The 15,156-nt window shown below is 68.2% G+C and carries 8 protein-coding genes; 5 read left to right on the top strand and 3 right to left on the bottom strand.

Annotated features, from left to right (window positions below):
• Nucleotides 1-2: 2 nt before the first annotated feature.
• Nucleotides 3-1,319 (bottom strand): dicarboxylate/amino acid:cation symporter, encoded by a 1,317-nt coding sequence (locus tag FZ938_RS26665; protein ID WP_149201303.1) that lies wholly within the window; start codon nt 1,317-1,319, stop codon nt 3-5.
• Nucleotides 1,320-1,590: 271 nt separating this feature from the next.
• Here FZ938_RS26665 and FZ938_RS26660 point away from each other — a divergent pair, with 271 nt between their 5' ends.
• From FZ938_RS26660 to treY, 5 genes are all read left to right on the top strand, one after another.
• Nucleotides 1,591-3,426 (top strand): ATP-binding protein, encoded by a 1,836-nt coding sequence (locus FZ938_RS26660; protein ID WP_246458088.1) that lies wholly within the window; start codon nt 1,591-1,593, stop codon nt 3,424-3,426.
• Complete coding sequence (locus tag FZ938_RS26655; protein ID WP_149201302.1) at nt 3,423-4,778, top strand: sigma-54-dependent transcriptional regulator; 1,356 nt, start codon at nt 3,423-3,425, stop codon at nt 4,776-4,778. Before FZ938_RS26660 ends, FZ938_RS26655 begins: the two co-directional genes overlap by 4 nt.
• 252 nt (nt 4,779-5,030) lie before the next feature.
• Complete coding sequence (locus FZ938_RS26650) at nt 5,031-5,339, top strand: hypothetical protein (RefSeq protein ID WP_085083633.1); 309 nt, start codon at nt 5,031-5,033, stop codon at nt 5,337-5,339.
• Between the two features lie 120 nt (nt 5,340-5,459).
• On the top strand, nt 5,460-11,066 hold the full coding sequence (gene treZ, locus FZ938_RS26645) for a malto-oligosyltrehalose trehalohydrolase (protein WP_149201301.1): 5,607 nt from the start codon (nt 5,460-5,462) through the stop codon (nt 11,064-11,066).
• 40 nt (nt 11,067-11,106) lie between these two features.
• The gene (gene treY, locus FZ938_RS26640; RefSeq protein ID WP_149201300.1) at nt 11,107-13,887 is read left to right on the top strand and encodes a malto-oligosyltrehalose synthase; all 2,781 of its coding nucleotides are present in this window, start codon (nt 11,107-11,109) and stop codon (nt 13,885-13,887) included.
• Between the two features lie 68 nt (nt 13,888-13,955).
• Here the strand turns inward: treY and FZ938_RS26635 are convergent, their stop codons facing one another.
• Together FZ938_RS26635 and FZ938_RS26630 are read right to left on the bottom strand one after the other, a co-directional pair.
• Entirely contained in the window at nt 13,956-14,381 is a 426-nt protein-coding gene (locus FZ938_RS26635; RefSeq protein WP_149201299.1) for a hypothetical protein, read from the bottom strand.
• Between the two features lie 289 nt (nt 14,382-14,670).
• Complete coding sequence (locus tag FZ938_RS26630; protein WP_149201298.1) at nt 14,671-15,132, bottom strand: response regulator; 462 nt, start codon at nt 15,130-15,132, stop codon at nt 14,671-14,673.
• Between the last annotated feature and the right edge of the window lie 24 nt (nt 15,133-15,156).

The following is a 15,156-nucleotide window of genomic DNA, read 5'->3' as shown; positions in this document are numbered from 1 at the left end:
GGTCAGATCCGGGCCAGCGCCGGCTCCTTGAAGTGCTGCTGGTACTCGGCGACCGCCTTGCTCTCGTCGAACTCGCCTTCCATCTTGGCGACGACGACGGTGGCGACACCGTTGCCGATCAGGTTGGTCAGCGCGCGGGCCTCAGACATGAAGCGGTCGACGCCCAGCAGCAGGGCCAGACCTTCGATCGGCAGGACGCCGGTGGCCGACAGGGTGGCGGCCAGCGTCACGAAGCCGCCGCCGGTGACCGCCGCCGCACCCTTGGAGGTCAGCATCAGGATGACGAGGATGTAGAGCTGCTGCCAGATCGTCAGGTCGACGTTGAAGGCCTGGGCGATGAAGATCGCCGCCATCGACAGGTAGATCGAGGTGCCGTCCAGGTTGAAGGAATAGCCGGTCGGGATCACCAGACCGACGACATGCTTGGAGCAGCCGAATTTCTGCATCTTCTCCATCATGCGCGGCAGCACGGACTCCGAGGAGGAGGTGCCGAGCACGATCAGCAGTTCCTGGCGGATGTAGCGGATGAAGTTCCAGATGCTGAAGCCATAGGCCTTGGCGATGCCGCCCAGCACGACGAAGATGAAGATCGCCATGGTGATGTAGACCGACGCCATCAGCTGGCCCAGCGCGGTCAGCGACGAGATGCCGTACTTGCCGATGGTGAAGGACATGGCGCCGAAGGCACCGACCGGGGCGACGCGCATCAGGATGCCGATCACGCCGAACAGGGCATGGCCGATCTTGTCGAAGATATCCTCGACCAGCTTGCCCTTCTGGCCCATGGCGGACAGGGCGACGCCGAACACCACGGCGAAGAACAGGATCTGCAGCATGTCGCCCTGGACGAAGGCGCCGACCACGTTGTCGGGCACGATGCCGACGACGAAGTCGATGAAGCCGTGCTCGTGGGCGGTGGTGGCGTATTTCTGCACCGCGTCGGCCTTCAGCTGACCCGGCTGGATGTTCATGCCGGCGCCGGGGCGGACGAGGTTGACGATCAGCAGCCCGATGCCGAGCGCGAAGGTCGTCACCACCTCGAAATACAGCAGGGCCTTGCCGCCGACCTTGCCGACCTTCTTCAGGTTGCCGATCGAGGAGATGCCGGTCACCACCGTCAGGAAGACGATCGGGCCGATCACCATCTTGACCATCTTGATGAACAGGTCACCCAGCGGTTTCATCTGCACGGCGATGGCCGGGTAGAAGTGGCCCAGCAGGATGCCGATGCTGATGGCGGTCAGAACCTGAAAGGTCAGGTTGGTGTAGAAGGGCTTCTTCACCGCACCCGGGCGGCCGGTGGTCGCGTCTGCGCTCATTTTGCTCTCCTCGTGGCGTTCCTCAGAACGGCGTTCCTGGCGGGGTGCCCGTTCTTTCGTCCGGCATTTGCACCGGCTGGGCGGGCGGCCCCCAACTGATTGCCTGTGAAAGCAAGCGCTGGGCCAATTGCTGAATCCAGCAACATCAAGCATTTGTCGAATGGCCGAGGGCGAGAATCCGCACGACATGGGGTCCGGCGATGTGCGAAAATCCGCACACTTCACAGCGCTGCGGCATCAATGTTGCGGCGCAGCATGATCGGGGAAGACGTTGCTTAGCAATCCGACCGACCCGGCGACAGATTCGACCGCCCTTCCCTCCCCCGCCGTGACCTTCTCACCGGCGGCGCAGCTGGTCGCCCGGGCGCTGGAACGGCCGCGCCGGCTGCTGATGGTGGCGTTGCTGCTGGGCGTCCCGGCGGCGGCGGCGCTGGCGGCGGGCTGGGCATCGTCCCTGGCGCTGGATGATCTGAAGGACAGCGCGCGGGCGCAATTGGCGCTTTACAACGCCAATCTGCGGGCGGAGCTGGAGCGTCATGCCGCCGTTCCCCTGGCGCTGGCGCAGGATGAGGAGGTGCGCGCCCTGCTGGTCAACCCGACGCCGGCTGCGGTCGACCGGCTGAACCGCAAGCTGCAGGGCATCGCCCAGGCGTTGGATGCGCTGGCGCTTTACGTGATGGACGCCAAGGGAACGACGCTGGCGGCCAGCAACTGGCACAGTGCCGCCAGCTTCGTGGGCGAGAATTTTTCCTACCGCCCCTATTTCCGCATGGCGATGGACCAGGGGGAGGGGCACCATTTCGCGCTGGGCACCACGTCGCTGATACCGGGCTATTACACGGCGAACCGGGTGATGGCGGAAAACCGCACAGTGGGGGCGGTGGTGCTGAAGCTGGGGTTCGACCGGCTGGAGCGGGGCTGGACACCGGGGCAGGAAAAGCTGCTGGTGACCGACCGCGACGGGGTGGTGTTCATCACCAACATGCCGTCCTGGCGCTATCACGCCCTGCCCCGCCGCCTGCCGATCAGCCTGCCCATCGTGCCGGAGGGCACCAGCGAGGGGCTGGACGTGCTGCCCTGGGCCTTCGGCGGGGCGTCCGACCGCATCGCGCTGGAGGAGAAGGACGGGCAGCGCCGCTATCTGCTGACTTCCGTCGCCATGCCCGGCGGCGATTGGACTTTGCACAGCCTGACCAGTCTCGATCCGGTGACCGCCCGAGCCTGGGTCGCCGGGCTGCTGGCGGCGGCGGCGGTGGCGATGGCGGCACTCACCGCCTATGCCGTGGCGCTGCGCCGGGTGGCTCTGGTCGAGAGGATCGCGCTGCAGGAGGAATCGCGGGCGGAATTGGAACGCCGGGTCGCCGCCGCAACCGCCGACCTGCGCGCGGCGGAGAACGAACTGACGCAGGCGGCCAAGCTGGCGGCGCTGGGCCAGATGTCGGCGGGCATCGCGCATGAGATCAACCAGCCGCTGGCTGCCATGCGCAGCTTCGCCGACAACGCCGTGGTGCTGCTGGAACGTGGGCGGATGGACGCGGTGCGCGGCAATCTGGCGGAAATCGCCGAACTGACCGACCGCATGGCCGCGATCACCCGCCAGTTGAAGGGCTTCGCCCGCCGGGCTTCCGGCACGCTGGGGCCGGTGTCGGTCCAGGGCGCGGTGACCCAGGCATTGGCCCTGCTGGAATCCAAGCTGCGGCGCGAGGACATCACGGTGGAGGTTGATCTGCCCGACCAGCCGGTCCGGGTGATGGCGGAGGATGTGCGGCTGCAGCAGGTGCTGGTCAACCTGATCGGCAATGCGGCGGACGCCATGCGCGGCTGTCCGGTGCGCCGCTTGCGCATCGGGCTGGTCGCAGCGGAGGGTGAGGCGCTGCTGAGCGTCGCCGACACCGGCGGCGGCATCGCCGAGGCCGATCTGCCCCGGCTGTTCGTCCCCTTCTTCACCACCAAGGAAGCCGGCGAGGGGCTGGGGCTGGGGCTGTCGATCAGCCACGGCATCGTCGAGGATTTCGGCGGCAGCCTGGCCGCCGCCAACCGCAACGGGAAACCGGGCCAAGGCGCCGTCTTCACCCTGCGGCTCACCACCACGGAGCAAGGCACATGAGTCAAACCATTCCCGAGGCCGCCGGCGCCGTGCTGTTCGTCGATGACGAGCGCGCGGTACGGCTGGCCGGGCAGCAAGCGCTGGAACTGGCGGGGTTCGAGGTGACGGCCTGCGACGGGGCGGAGCGGGCCTTGCGCCATCTCGGCCGCGATTGGCCGGGCTGCCTCGTCACCGACGTGCGCATGCCGCAGATGGACGGGCTGGCCCTGCTGGCACGGGTGCAGGAGATCGATCCCGACCTGCCGGTCATCCTGATCACCGGCCACGGCGATGTGCCGATGGCGGTTGAGGCGATGCGCAACGGCGCCTACGACTTCCTGGAGAAGCCCTTTCCGTCCGACCGGCTGACCGAGATCGCCCGGCGCGCGGTGGAGAAGCGGCGGCTGGTGCTGGAGAACCGCAGGCTGCGGGCGCAGATCGCAGGCGGAACCGATCCGGCGGGGACCATCGTCGGCCGCACGCCGGGCATCGAGCGGCTGCGCGCCACCATCGCCGCTGTCGCCGACACCGACGCCGACGTTCTGGTGTTCGGCGAGACCGGCACCGGCAAGGAGATGGTCGCCCGTGCGCTGCACGCCGCCAGTCGCCGGCGCAAGAACCCCTTCGTCGCGCTGAACTGCGGCGCCATGCCGGAGACGATCTTCGAGAGCGAACTGTTCGGGCATGAAGCCGGCGCCTTCACCGGTGCCGCCAAGCGCCGCATCGGCCGGATCGAGCATGCCGGCGGTGGCACCCTGTTCCTGGACGAGATCGAAAGCATGCCGCTGGCCTTGCAGGTCAAGCTGCTGCGGGTGATCCAGGAGCGGGTGGTCGAACCGCTTGGATCGAACGAGCAGGTGCCGGTCGATCTGCGGGTGGTCGCCGCCACCAAGGCGGATCTGCGGCAGGCGGCGGATGAGGGGAAATTCCGTGCCGACCTCTATTACCGGCTGAATGTGGTGGTGCTGACTATCCCGCCGCTGCGTGAACGCCGGGACGACATCCCGCTGCTGTTCCAGCATTTCGTCGCCCAGGCCGCCGCCCGCTACAACCGCGAGCCGCGCGTCCCGAGCCGTGAGCAGATGCAGCGGCTGATGAGCCAGGACTGGCCCGGCAACGTCCGCGAACTGCGCAATGCCGCCGACCGTTTCGTGCTTGGGTTGGAGGATGTGGCCCCGGCGCCCGTGTCGGCACCATCGGCGCTGTCGCTGGCCGAGCAGGTGGACCTGTTCGAAAAGGGACTGATCCAGTCCGAACTCGCCCGCCACCGCGGCAGCGTGAAGGCCGCAATCGAGGCGCTGAACATCCCGCGCAAGACCTTCTACGACAAGCTGAAGCGCTATGGGCTGAGCCGGGAGGATTTCATCGACTAGGCGATTCTTTCGGCGGCTCCCCCCTTCCCCTCTTCCCCCATTCGTCCAGTTGACGTCCGGTTCCGCTTGCCTGCGGCACGCGCGGTTCCCATGTCGCTTCAGGTGTCCGGCAGCGCATTCCATGTTTCGGGAAACCGGCTTTCGGGCAGCTCGGCCGGGCGGACCTTTCCTTCGTTTCGGCTGTTGTACTGGAGACCACACAGCACCGACGTCGAAGGGGACGGCCTTAGAATGTCACCGAGGATTAGCACCATGACCCCCCGTCTCCTTGCGGAGCTTCTGGAACCGATCCTGACCGCAGCGGAAGACGACGAAGAGGCCCTGTCCGAGGCCGTGAACCTGACCGCGGAGGCCATGGCGGCGCTGGGCGCCACCGTGCTCGATCCCGACGGGAAGCCGGCCCGCGGGGTGTCCGATGAACGGGCCGTCGTCGCCGCGCTGAATACGCACGCGCACAATCTGATGCGCGACGGTCGGCTGGACGATGTGGTCGAGGCTCTGCAAGTGGCGGAGCGGATCGGCCGCCTCGCCCATCTGCCGCACCACCCGCGGACCGTCTGACCACTCTTTCGGGAGAAGGGCGCGGTCGTTCGTGGAAGCGGCTTCGCGGGTGCGGGAATTTCTCCCCGCCGTGCTGTTTGAGCGACGTGCCACCCAGCGCTCAACAGGGGAGGAGCCCTCGTGCCCACCGCGCCGCAGCCACATGCCCAGCCGAATGTTTTGGCCAACCCGCTGGAAAGCGGAATCCTGTCCCGCCTCCAGAACGACCTGCTGCCGGACCATCTGCTGACCCGCCGCTGGTACGCGGCGAAGGACGCCGGACGGCCGGTCGTGCGCATCGTCGACGCCCTGCCGCTGCCGCTCGCCGGCGGATCGCAGGCGCAGCTCTGCCTGCTGCGGGTGGAGCCGCCGGGACGGGAACCGCAGCTCTACCAGCTTCCCCTGATCCTCGACCGCGACACCGGCGAGGATGCGTCGGTGATCGCAGGCTCGAAGGACCTGCCGGTTCCGGGGCGCCTGCGCGATGGCTATGCCGATGACGGCGTGGTCCGTGCGCTGCTGGGCGCCATTCTAAAGCATGATCCCGAACCCGGCGATACGGTGCTGTCCGCCGGCCTGACCGCCGGCCACACCCGTGCCTGCGAGGCACTGGCGGAACGGTTGCACACCGACGCCCCGCTGCATCGGATGACCGCGGAACAGTCGAATACCTCCATCCGCATCGGCGATGCTGCCATCCTGAAAGGACTGCGCAAGCTGGAACCCGGCATGCACCCCGAGCTGGAGGTCAGCCGCTTCCTGACCGAGGTGGCGCAGTTCCCCAACACGCCGGCCCTGCTGGGCTGGGTCGAGCGGTCCAACAGCTCCGGCTCCACCACGCTGTGCGTGATGCAGGAACTGGTGCCGGAGGCGAAGGACGCCTGGGGCCATGTCACCGGATATCTGAACGAGCGCGTCACCCGCTTCGAAGACAGCGATGCGGCGCAGAACGCCGATGCCGACAGCGTCGCCTTCCTGCGCCTGCTGGGGCAGCGGACGGCGGAGCTTCACCGGGCGCTCGCCACCCCCGGCGGCGGCGACGCCTTCACACCGGAGCCGGCGACGGCGGAGCGGCTGAAGGAGTGGGCGGGCGGCGTGCGCACCCTGGCCAAGCGCGTGCTGGAGCGTCTGCGCGCCGCCGGGCCGACCCTGGACCCGGCGATTGCCGCACAGGCCGCCGCCCTGGCGGCGAGCGAGCCGGCTGTGATGGCGCAGATCGACGCGCTGATCCCTGCAATTGCCGACCTCAGCGCCATGCGGCTGCACGGCGACTATCATCTGGGGCAGGTCCTGGTGTCGCGCGGTGACGTGCAGATCGTCGATTTCGAAGGCGAGCCGATGCGCCCGCTTGCCGAACGGCGGGCCAAGCACTGCATCCTGCGCGACGTCGCCGGCATGCTGCGCTCCATCGCCTATGCCGCCGCCATGGCGCGCGACGCGATTCCGGCCGATCTCGACGGGCCGTCGCGCGATGCCCGCTCCGCCTGGCTGTCCTGGTGGGAGGGGGCGTCGTCGGCCGCCTTCCTCGAAGGCTACCGCACGGCCATCGGCGACTGTCCCGGCTTCCCGCGCGATCCGCAGGCGGCCTCCCAGCTGCTGAAGCTGTTCCTGCTGGAAAAGGCGCTGTACGAGGTCGGATACGAGCTTGCCAACCGGCCGGGGTGGGTGGGGATTCCGTTGGTCGGCGTCACCACGATCATCCGTGCCGATGCCGGGCCGGAGATCGCCAGCCGCGACCGCGACCGCATCCCCCCGGTGGACGAGCGCCGCCGCAGCCATTCCATGCCCTTCGGGGCGGAGGTGCAGGCCGACGGGTCCGTCCGCTTCTCCCTGTGGGCGCCGACGACGGCGTCGGTCCTGCTGTCGCTGGAAGATGGCGGGCCGCCGCTGGCGATGGAGGGTCAGCATGACGGCTGGTTCGGCCTGACCACCGCGCGGGCGCAGGCGGGCAGCCGTTACCGCTTCGTCCTGCCGGACGGGCTGGCAATTCCGGATCCGGCCTCCCGCTTCCAGCCGGACGACGTGCATGGCTCCTCCGAGGTGATCGACCCCGGCGTGCATGTCTGGACCGATGCCGCCTGGACCGGCCGTCCCTGGCACGAGACGGTGCTGTACGAGCTGCATGTCGGCACCTTCACGGATGAAGGCACCTTCCTGTCCGCCATCGAGCGGCTGGACGATCTGGTTGAACTGGGTATCACCGCGATCGAGCTGATGCCGGTGGCCGACTTCCCGGGCTCGCGCAACTGGGGCTATGACGGCGTGCTGCCCTTCGCGCCGGACAGCGCCTATGGCCGGCCGGAGGATCTGAAGACGCTGGTGCAGGAGGCGCATGCCCGTGGGCTGATGGTCTTCCTCGACGTCGTCTACAACCATTTCGGACCGGAGGGTAATTACCTCCACGCCTTCGCCGACAGCTTCTTCACCGACCGCCACAAGACCCCCTGGGGCGCGGCGATCAACGTCGACGGCGAGCGCAGTGGGCCGGTGCGCGACTTCTTCGTGCACAATGCGCTGTACTGGCTGGAGGAATACCACCTCGACGGCCTGCGTCTGGACGCGGTCCACGCCATTATCGACGACGGCGACCGCCATATGCTGGAGGAACTGGCGGAGCGAGTGCACAGCCATTTCCAGAACCAGCGCCATGTCCATCTGGTGCTGGAGAACGACGCCAACCAGGCGCGTTTCCTGGCCCGCCACCGCGAGGGCGATCCGCGCTGGCACACCGCACAGTGGAACGACGATCTGCACCACTGCCTGCACAGCGCGGCGACCGGTGAGGATAGCGGCTATTACGCCGACTACGCCCACGATCCGGCCAAATGGGGCCGCGCGCTGGCGGAGGGCTTCGCCTTCCAAGGCGACCCGTCGGCCTATCGCGACGGCGAACTGCGCGGGGAACCTTCGGCCCATCTGCCGCCGACCGCCTTCGTCACCTTCATCCAGAACCACGACCAGATCGGCAACCGGGCTTTCGGCGAGCGCATCACCCACATCGCCAAGGCCGAGGCAGTGCGCGCCGCCACCATCCTCTATCTGCTGAGTCCGGGCATCCCCATGCTGTTCATGGGCGAGGAATGGGCGTCGGCCAAGCCCTTCCCCTTCTTCTGCGACTTCGGCGAGGAACTGGCGGAGGCGGTGCGCAAGGGCCGGGCGGAGGAGTTCGCCAAATTCCCCGAATTCCAGAATCCCGACGCCCGCGCCCGCATCCCCGACCCCACCGCGCCGGAGACCGCGGAGTCGGCGAAGCTGGACTGGGATGCCCGCGGACGGGCGGAGCATGCCGGCTGGCTCGACTGGTATCGGCGGGCGCTGGCAGTGCGCCGGGCGGAGATCGTGCCCCGGTTGGATGGGGTTCCCGGCGGCGCGTCGAACCATAGGACGGTCGGGCGCACCGGGCTGGCGGTCTGCTGGAAGCTGGGCGACGGCAGCCGCCTCCATGCCTTCGCCAACCTCGCCGACACGCCGGTCGCCGGCTTCCCCGACGCATCGGGCCGCATTCTGTGGACCGAAGGCGACGGGCTGACGGGCGATACGCTCGGCCCATGGTCGGTGGTGCTGTGGCTGGAGGAGGCCTCGGCGCTCGACCGGCTGGCCGACCGCATGGGGGTGGAACGCTCCTTCGACAATGCCGCCGGCGAGACGGTGACGGCCGGCGAGGAGACCATTCGCGCCCTGCTGTCGGCGATGGGGGTGGAGGCGGGCGACGAGGCCGCCGCGCTCGCCCATCTCGACCGGCTGGACGAAGAGGAGTATGGCCGCGCCCTGCCCCCGGCGGTGGTCCGCCGCGCCGGGGCGGCGGTAACCGTGCCGGTCACCCTGCCCCACGGCACCCGGACACTGCGCTATACCCTGACGCTGGAAAGCGGGAAGACGCAGAGCGGCGTCGTCGGCTTCGGCAGCCTGCCGCGCTGCCGCTGCATCACCGCCGGCGACGTGACCTATGCGGAGCGGCGACTGCCGCTGGGCAAACTGGACAAGGCCGGCTACCACACGCTGCGGGTGGAAACGGAGCATGGCGTGGCGGAAACCCGCCTGATCCTGGCGCCCGCCCGCTGCCATCTGCCGACGCCGATGCTGATGGGAGAGAAGCTGTGGGGCCTGTCGGCGCAGCTCTACACCCTTCGCAGCGACCATGACTGGGGCATCGGCGATTTCGGCGATTTGCGGACGCTGACCGACATCGCGGCGGCGCGCGGTGCGGCGGTGATCGGTCTGAACCCGCTGCACGCCCTGTTCCTCGACAATCCCGAACATGCCAGCCCCTACTCCCCGGCCAGCCGGCTGTTCCTGAACCCGCTCTACATCGACGTCACCGCGGTGCCGGAGTTCCTGGACGATGCCGACATGCGCCGCCACGTGGCTTCGCCGGAGTTCCGGCAGGCGCTGGAGGCGGCGCGGTCCACCTCCCACGTCGATTATACCGCAGTCGCCAAGCTGAAGCTGCCGGTCCTGGAAAAGCTCTTCGCCGAGTTCCAGACTTCGGCCAAGCCGGAGCGGCGCGCCGCCTTCGACGCCTTCCGGATCGATAGCGGCATCGGGCTGGAGCGGTTCGCCACCTTCCAGGCGCTGCGCGAACGCTTCGCCGCCGAGGGCAAGGCCGACTGGCACCGATGGCCGGCGGACTACCACGACGCCACCGCACCGAAGGTCGAGCATTTCGCCAAGGAGCATTCCGACCGCGTCGCCTACTATGCCTGGCTGCAGTGGCTGGCCGACGACCAACTGCGGGCGGCGGCGGAGCGGGCGACCGAACTCGGCATGACCATCGGTTTCTACCGCGACCTTGCCGTCGGGGCCGATGCCAGCGGGGCGGAGACCTGGATGACGCCGCAGACGGTGGTGGACGCCGCCCATGTCGGCGCCCCGCCCGACCTGTTCAACCCGGCCGGCCAGGATTGGGGACTGCCGCCCTTCCATCCGCAGGCGTTGCGGGCGGCAGGCTATCAGCCCTTCATCGATCTGGTCCGCGCCAACATGCGCCATGCCGGTGCGCTGCGCATCGACCATGCCATGGCATTGCAGCATGTCTACTGGATCCCGGACGGCCACCCGCCGGGTGAAGGCGCCTATGTCGCCTATCCGATGGAGGATCTGCTGGGCATCCTGGCGCTGGAAAGCCAGCGGCACCGCTGTCTGGTGGTGGGCGAGGATCTGGGCACGGTGCCGGAGGGCTTCCGCGAGCGGATGACCGAGGCCGGGGTGCTGAGCTACCGCGTCGTCTTCTTCGAATGGACGGAGGATGGCGCCTTCAAGGGGCCGGACGAGTATCCGGAACTGGCGCTCGCCACCGTCGGCAGCCACGACCTCGCCACGCTGCGCGGCTGGTGGGAGGGCGACGATATCGTGCTGAAGGCCGGGAAGGGCCTCTATCCGGCGGAGGACGAGGCGGAGAAGCAGCAGGGCCGCCGCTCCGCCGACCGCAACGCCCTGGTCGATGCCCTGCGCGCCGCCGGTATCGCCCTGCCCGCCGGGTTCGGGCCGGACAGCCCCTATGACGAGGCGCTCGACCATGCGGTGCATGCCTTCCTCGCCCGCACCAACGCGGCGCTGGCGGTGGCGCAGTTGGACGACCTGACCCGTGAACGCGATCAGGTCAATTTGCCCGGCACCACCGACCAATACCCGAACTGGCGCCGCAAGCTGTCGATGACGCTGGAGGAACTGGCCGATGCGCCGGAACCGGCGGCGGTCGCCGACATCCTGGCCGCGGCCCGACCGTCCTCTCCCCCCGCCCGCCACTAATTTAAAAAACGCCCTTCCCTATTCCGAGGAGCACACATCCATGGCCCCCGCCGCCGGCAAGCCAATCCCTCGTGCGACGTACCGGGTCCAACTGAATGGCGAGTTCGGCTTCGACCGCACCGCCGCCATCGCCGATTACATCGCCCGTCTGGGCGTCAGCCATCTCTACGCCTCCCCCTACATGAAGGCGCGGCCGGGCAGCACCCACGGTTACGACATCGTCAATCACAACGAGCTGAACCCGGAGGTTGGCGACCAGAACGACTTCCGCGATCTGGTGGAGGCGCTGAAGCGCAACAATTTGGGCCAGATTCTGGACTTCGTCCCCAACCACATGGGTGTCGGCGGCAGCGACAACGAATGGTGGTTGAATGTCCTGGAGTGGGGACCGGACAGCCCGTATGCCGGGTATTTCGACATCGAATGGGAATCCGACTATCGCTATCTCCAGGGCAAGGTCCTTGTGCCGTTCCTGGGCGACCAGTATGGCGCGGTGCTGGTGTCGGGCGGGTTGGAGCTTCGCTTCGATCCGGAGACCGGCAGTTTCGCCGTCTGGGCCTATGACAGCCACAAGCTACCGATACGGCCGCAGGATTACGGCATCATCCTGGGCAGCGACCACCCCGAACTGGAGCGGATCGCCGACGCCTTCACCCATCTGATGGATGCCCGGCCCCACCAGCTTCGCCGCGCCTCCGACCTGAAGGCGGAACTGGCGGGACTGGTGGCGACCCGGCCCGACATGGCCGACGCGATCAACCAGCGGCTTGCGGTCTTCCGTGGATATCAGGGGGAGATCGATACCTGGGGCCATTTGCATGAGCTGATCGCCGGCCAGAACTGGCGTGTCGCCTATTTCAAGGTGGCGGCCGACGACATCAATTATCGCCGCTTCTTCAACATCAACGAACTGGCCGGCCTGCGCATGGACGAGCCGGAGTTGTTCGACGTCGCCCACCGCATGGTGCTGGGGATGGTGGCGGACGGCACGCTCGACGGCATCCGCATCGACCATATCGACGGGCTGATCGACCCCAAGGGCTATTGCGAGCGGCTGGTCGCGGCCTCCGCAAAGCCTTTCTATCTGGTGGTGGAGAAGATCCTCGCCCGGCACGAGCGGCTGCGCGAGGACTGGCCGATCGACGGCACCACCGGTTACGAATATGCCAACCTGATGGGCGGCCTGTTCGTCGACCCCAAGGCGGAGGAGGCCTTCACCCGCCTCTATGCCGACTTCATTGGCCGGCGCGACGATTTCGATGAGGTGGTGCGCCAGAGTAAGATCCGCATCATGGAAAGCGAGATGGCGAGCGAGCTGAACGTGCTGTCGCGCAAGGCCTCGCGCATCGCCCGCTCCAACCCCGCAACCGCCGACTTCACCGCCAACATCCTGCATCAGGCGCTTAAGGAGACCATCGCCCGCTTCCCCGTCTATCGCACCTATGTCGACGGCGGCGTGCCGAGTGACCTCGACCGCCGCGACATCGACTGGGCGATCTCCCAGGCACGGCGGGTGGAGCAGGGTCCGGACGGCTCGGTCTATGATTTCCTGCAGCGGCTGCTGACCTCCGATCTGGTGGCGGCTCCCAAGAGCGGCTACAGCCATCAGCAGGTCACCCGCTTCGCCATGCGGTTCCAGCAGTACAGCGGGCCGGTGATGGCGAAGGGTCTGGAGGACACCGCCTTCTACCGCTACAACCGGCTGGTGGCGCTCAACGAGGTCGGCGGCCATCCCGACCATTTCGGCGTCAGCGTCTCCGCCTTCCACCGCGCCAATCAGGACCGCGCCCGCAACTGGCCCAGCAACATGCTGGCCAGCACCACCCACGACACCAAGCGTGGCGAGGACACCCGCGCCCGCCTCTACACCCTGTCAGAGATGCCGGAGGAATGGGAGCGGCAGGTGCAGACCTGGAGCCGCCTGCTGCGCGCCCGTCGCGGCGACGTGGAGGGCACCGCCCCACCCGACCGAAATGACGAGTACCTGTTCTACCAGTTGCTGCTCGGCGCCTGGCCGGCCGAGCTGACCGGCGCCTCGGTCGAGCAGATCGAACAGTCGGCGATGACCGCCTTCGCCGAGCGCATCGTCGGCGCCATGACCAAGTCGATGCGCGAGGCCAAGGTCCATTCGACCTGGGCGGCGCCGAACGAGGCCTATGAGGGGGCGGTCGTCAGCTTCATCCACGATGCGCTGGACGTGACCCGCCGCAACGCCTTCCTTGAGGCCTTCCTGCCCTTCCAAGCGGTGCTGGCACGCATCGGTATGGTCAACGGGCTATCCCAGACCCTGCTGAAGTTGACCAGCCCCGGCGTGCCCGACATCTATCAGGGCTGCGAGTTGTGGAATCTCAGCCTCGTCGATCCCGACAACCGGTTGCCGGTGGATTACGATGCCCGCCGCAAGTTGCTGGACGAGGTCGAGGAGTCGGTGGAGCGCGGCGCCGTGCCCGGTCTGCTGGAACGCTGGACGGACGGCGCGGTGAAGCTGGCGGTGACTCGGCAGGCCCTGGCGGTGCGGGCCGAGATGCCGGAGGTCTTCAGTGCCGGCGAGTATCTGCCGCTGGAGGCGACCGGCGAGCGCGCCGACCATGTGGTGGCCTATGCCCGCCGCAATGGCGACGCTACGGTGCTGGTGGCGGTGCCGCGGCTGGTCGGGCAGTTGGGCGAAAGCCCGGACTGGGGAAACACCGCGATCCCGCTGCCGCGCGGCACCCGCTGGCGCAACCGGCTGACCGGGAGGGAGGTGGAAGGCGGTGACGCGGTGATGGCGGCGACGCTGTTCGCCGATCTGCCGGTGGCCCTGCTGTCGCAGGAAGGCTGACGCCGGCACCGAGCGGAAAGGGCGCGCGATCACCCGCGCGCCTCTTCACTTTGCCAGGATGGGAAAGATCAGCGGGTCGTGCTGCCGGCGCCTGAAGAGGAGCCGCCTGTCGAGCCGCCGATGGAGCCTGACGGCTGCTGCGTGCCGACCGGGCCGTCGGAGCCCGTGCCCATCGAGCCGCTGTTGCCCGTGCTGTTGCCGCCCATGCCGTTGGTCGAGCTGGAGGAGCCCGAACCGGTCATCGAGCCGCTGCCCAGGGAAGACCCGCTGGAGGATGAGCCGCTGGTCGCGCCGCTGTTGCTGTCGACACCGCCCATGCTGCCGCAACCCAGCTGGTTGTTGGAGGTGCAGGGCGGGTTGGTCTGGTTGGCGTTGGTGCTTGGACCGGCGCTGGTCGCGGCGGGGCTGCCGGAGATGGAACCGCTGCCGTCGGCGAAAGCCGGGGCGGCCATCAGGGCGAGCGCGGCGGCGGTGCCGATCATCAGGCTCTTCATGACGTTTCCTTTCGCTGTGCATGCCCGTCGACACCGGTCTGCCGGCAGCCGGGCTGCCGTGGTCCGGGGAGCATCGAAATCTTGCACGGGGTTGGGTCCGTCCGTCCGGTCCGTCCCCCGCGTTCCAGCCAACCAACAGCGGCGGTCCGCAATGGTTGCGCCGTCATCTGTCGCGGCTTGCGATGCCCCGACGATGCCACACCGGACAGCGGGCATCGCGCGCGGTGCAAAAAAGAAAACGCCCGCCGAAGAGCGGGCGTTCTCAGGGGACGATGCGCCAGGGGGCCGGTCAGGCCGTGCGTGCCTTGGGCAAGGCGGCGGCGCTCAGGCTGGCGGTGGTGGCGACGGAGCCGTGGAAGATTTCCAGCGCGGCCGGCGTTGAAGACGGCCGCAGGCCACCCAGGATTTCACCCGCCGCGCCGACGGCCTGCACCAGCGCGTCCGGCATCACCGGCTTGCGCAGCAGGCCCATGGCGAATTCGCGGGCTTCGGCCGCATGGTGGTCGAAACCGGTCATCAGCAACGACGGAATGCCGTTTTCCTCCCACAGCCGGCGGGCGAGCACCAGACCGTTCTCCCCACCGGCGAGATTGACGTCGACCAGCGCCAGGTCGGGACATTCGCGGGCACCGACCCGCGCGGCCTTCGTGGCATCGCGCAGCGGTCCGACCACGGTATAGCCCGCATTCTCCAGAACGGCCTTCACGGCCGGACCGATCAGCGGATCGTCCTCGACGACAAGCAACTTCAAGACGGCATGCTCCCTTGATTGACG

The sequence above is a fragment of the Azospirillum oryzae genome, from assembly GCF_008364795.1.
Lineage (GTDB): Bacteria > Pseudomonadota > Alphaproteobacteria > Azospirillales > Azospirillaceae > Azospirillum > Azospirillum oryzae.
Note: the sequence above shows the minus strand (reverse complement) of the source record. Positions and strands in the feature narration are given on the sequence as shown.

Bases quoted from the DNA above. Each gene is read 5' to 3' on its own strand.
- FZ938_RS26650 (WP_085083633.1), top strand. From the start codon at position 5,031: ATGACCCCCCGTCTCCTTGCGGAGCTTCTGGAACCGATCCTGACCGCA.
- treY (WP_149201300.1), top strand. From the start codon at position 11,107: ATGGCCCCCGCCGCCGGCAAGCCAATCCCTCGTGCGACGTACCGGGTC.
- FZ938_RS26655 (WP_149201302.1), top strand. From the start codon at position 3,423: ATGAGTCAAACCATTCCCGAGGCCGCCGGCGCCGTGCTGTTCGTCGAT.
- FZ938_RS26665 (WP_149201303.1), bottom strand. From the start codon at position 1,319: ATGAGCGCAGACGCGACCACCGGCCGCCCGGGTGCGGTGAAGAAGCCC.
- FZ938_RS26635 (WP_149201299.1), bottom strand. From the start codon at position 14,381: ATGAAGAGCCTGATGATCGGCACCGCCGCCGCGCTCGCCCTGATGGCC.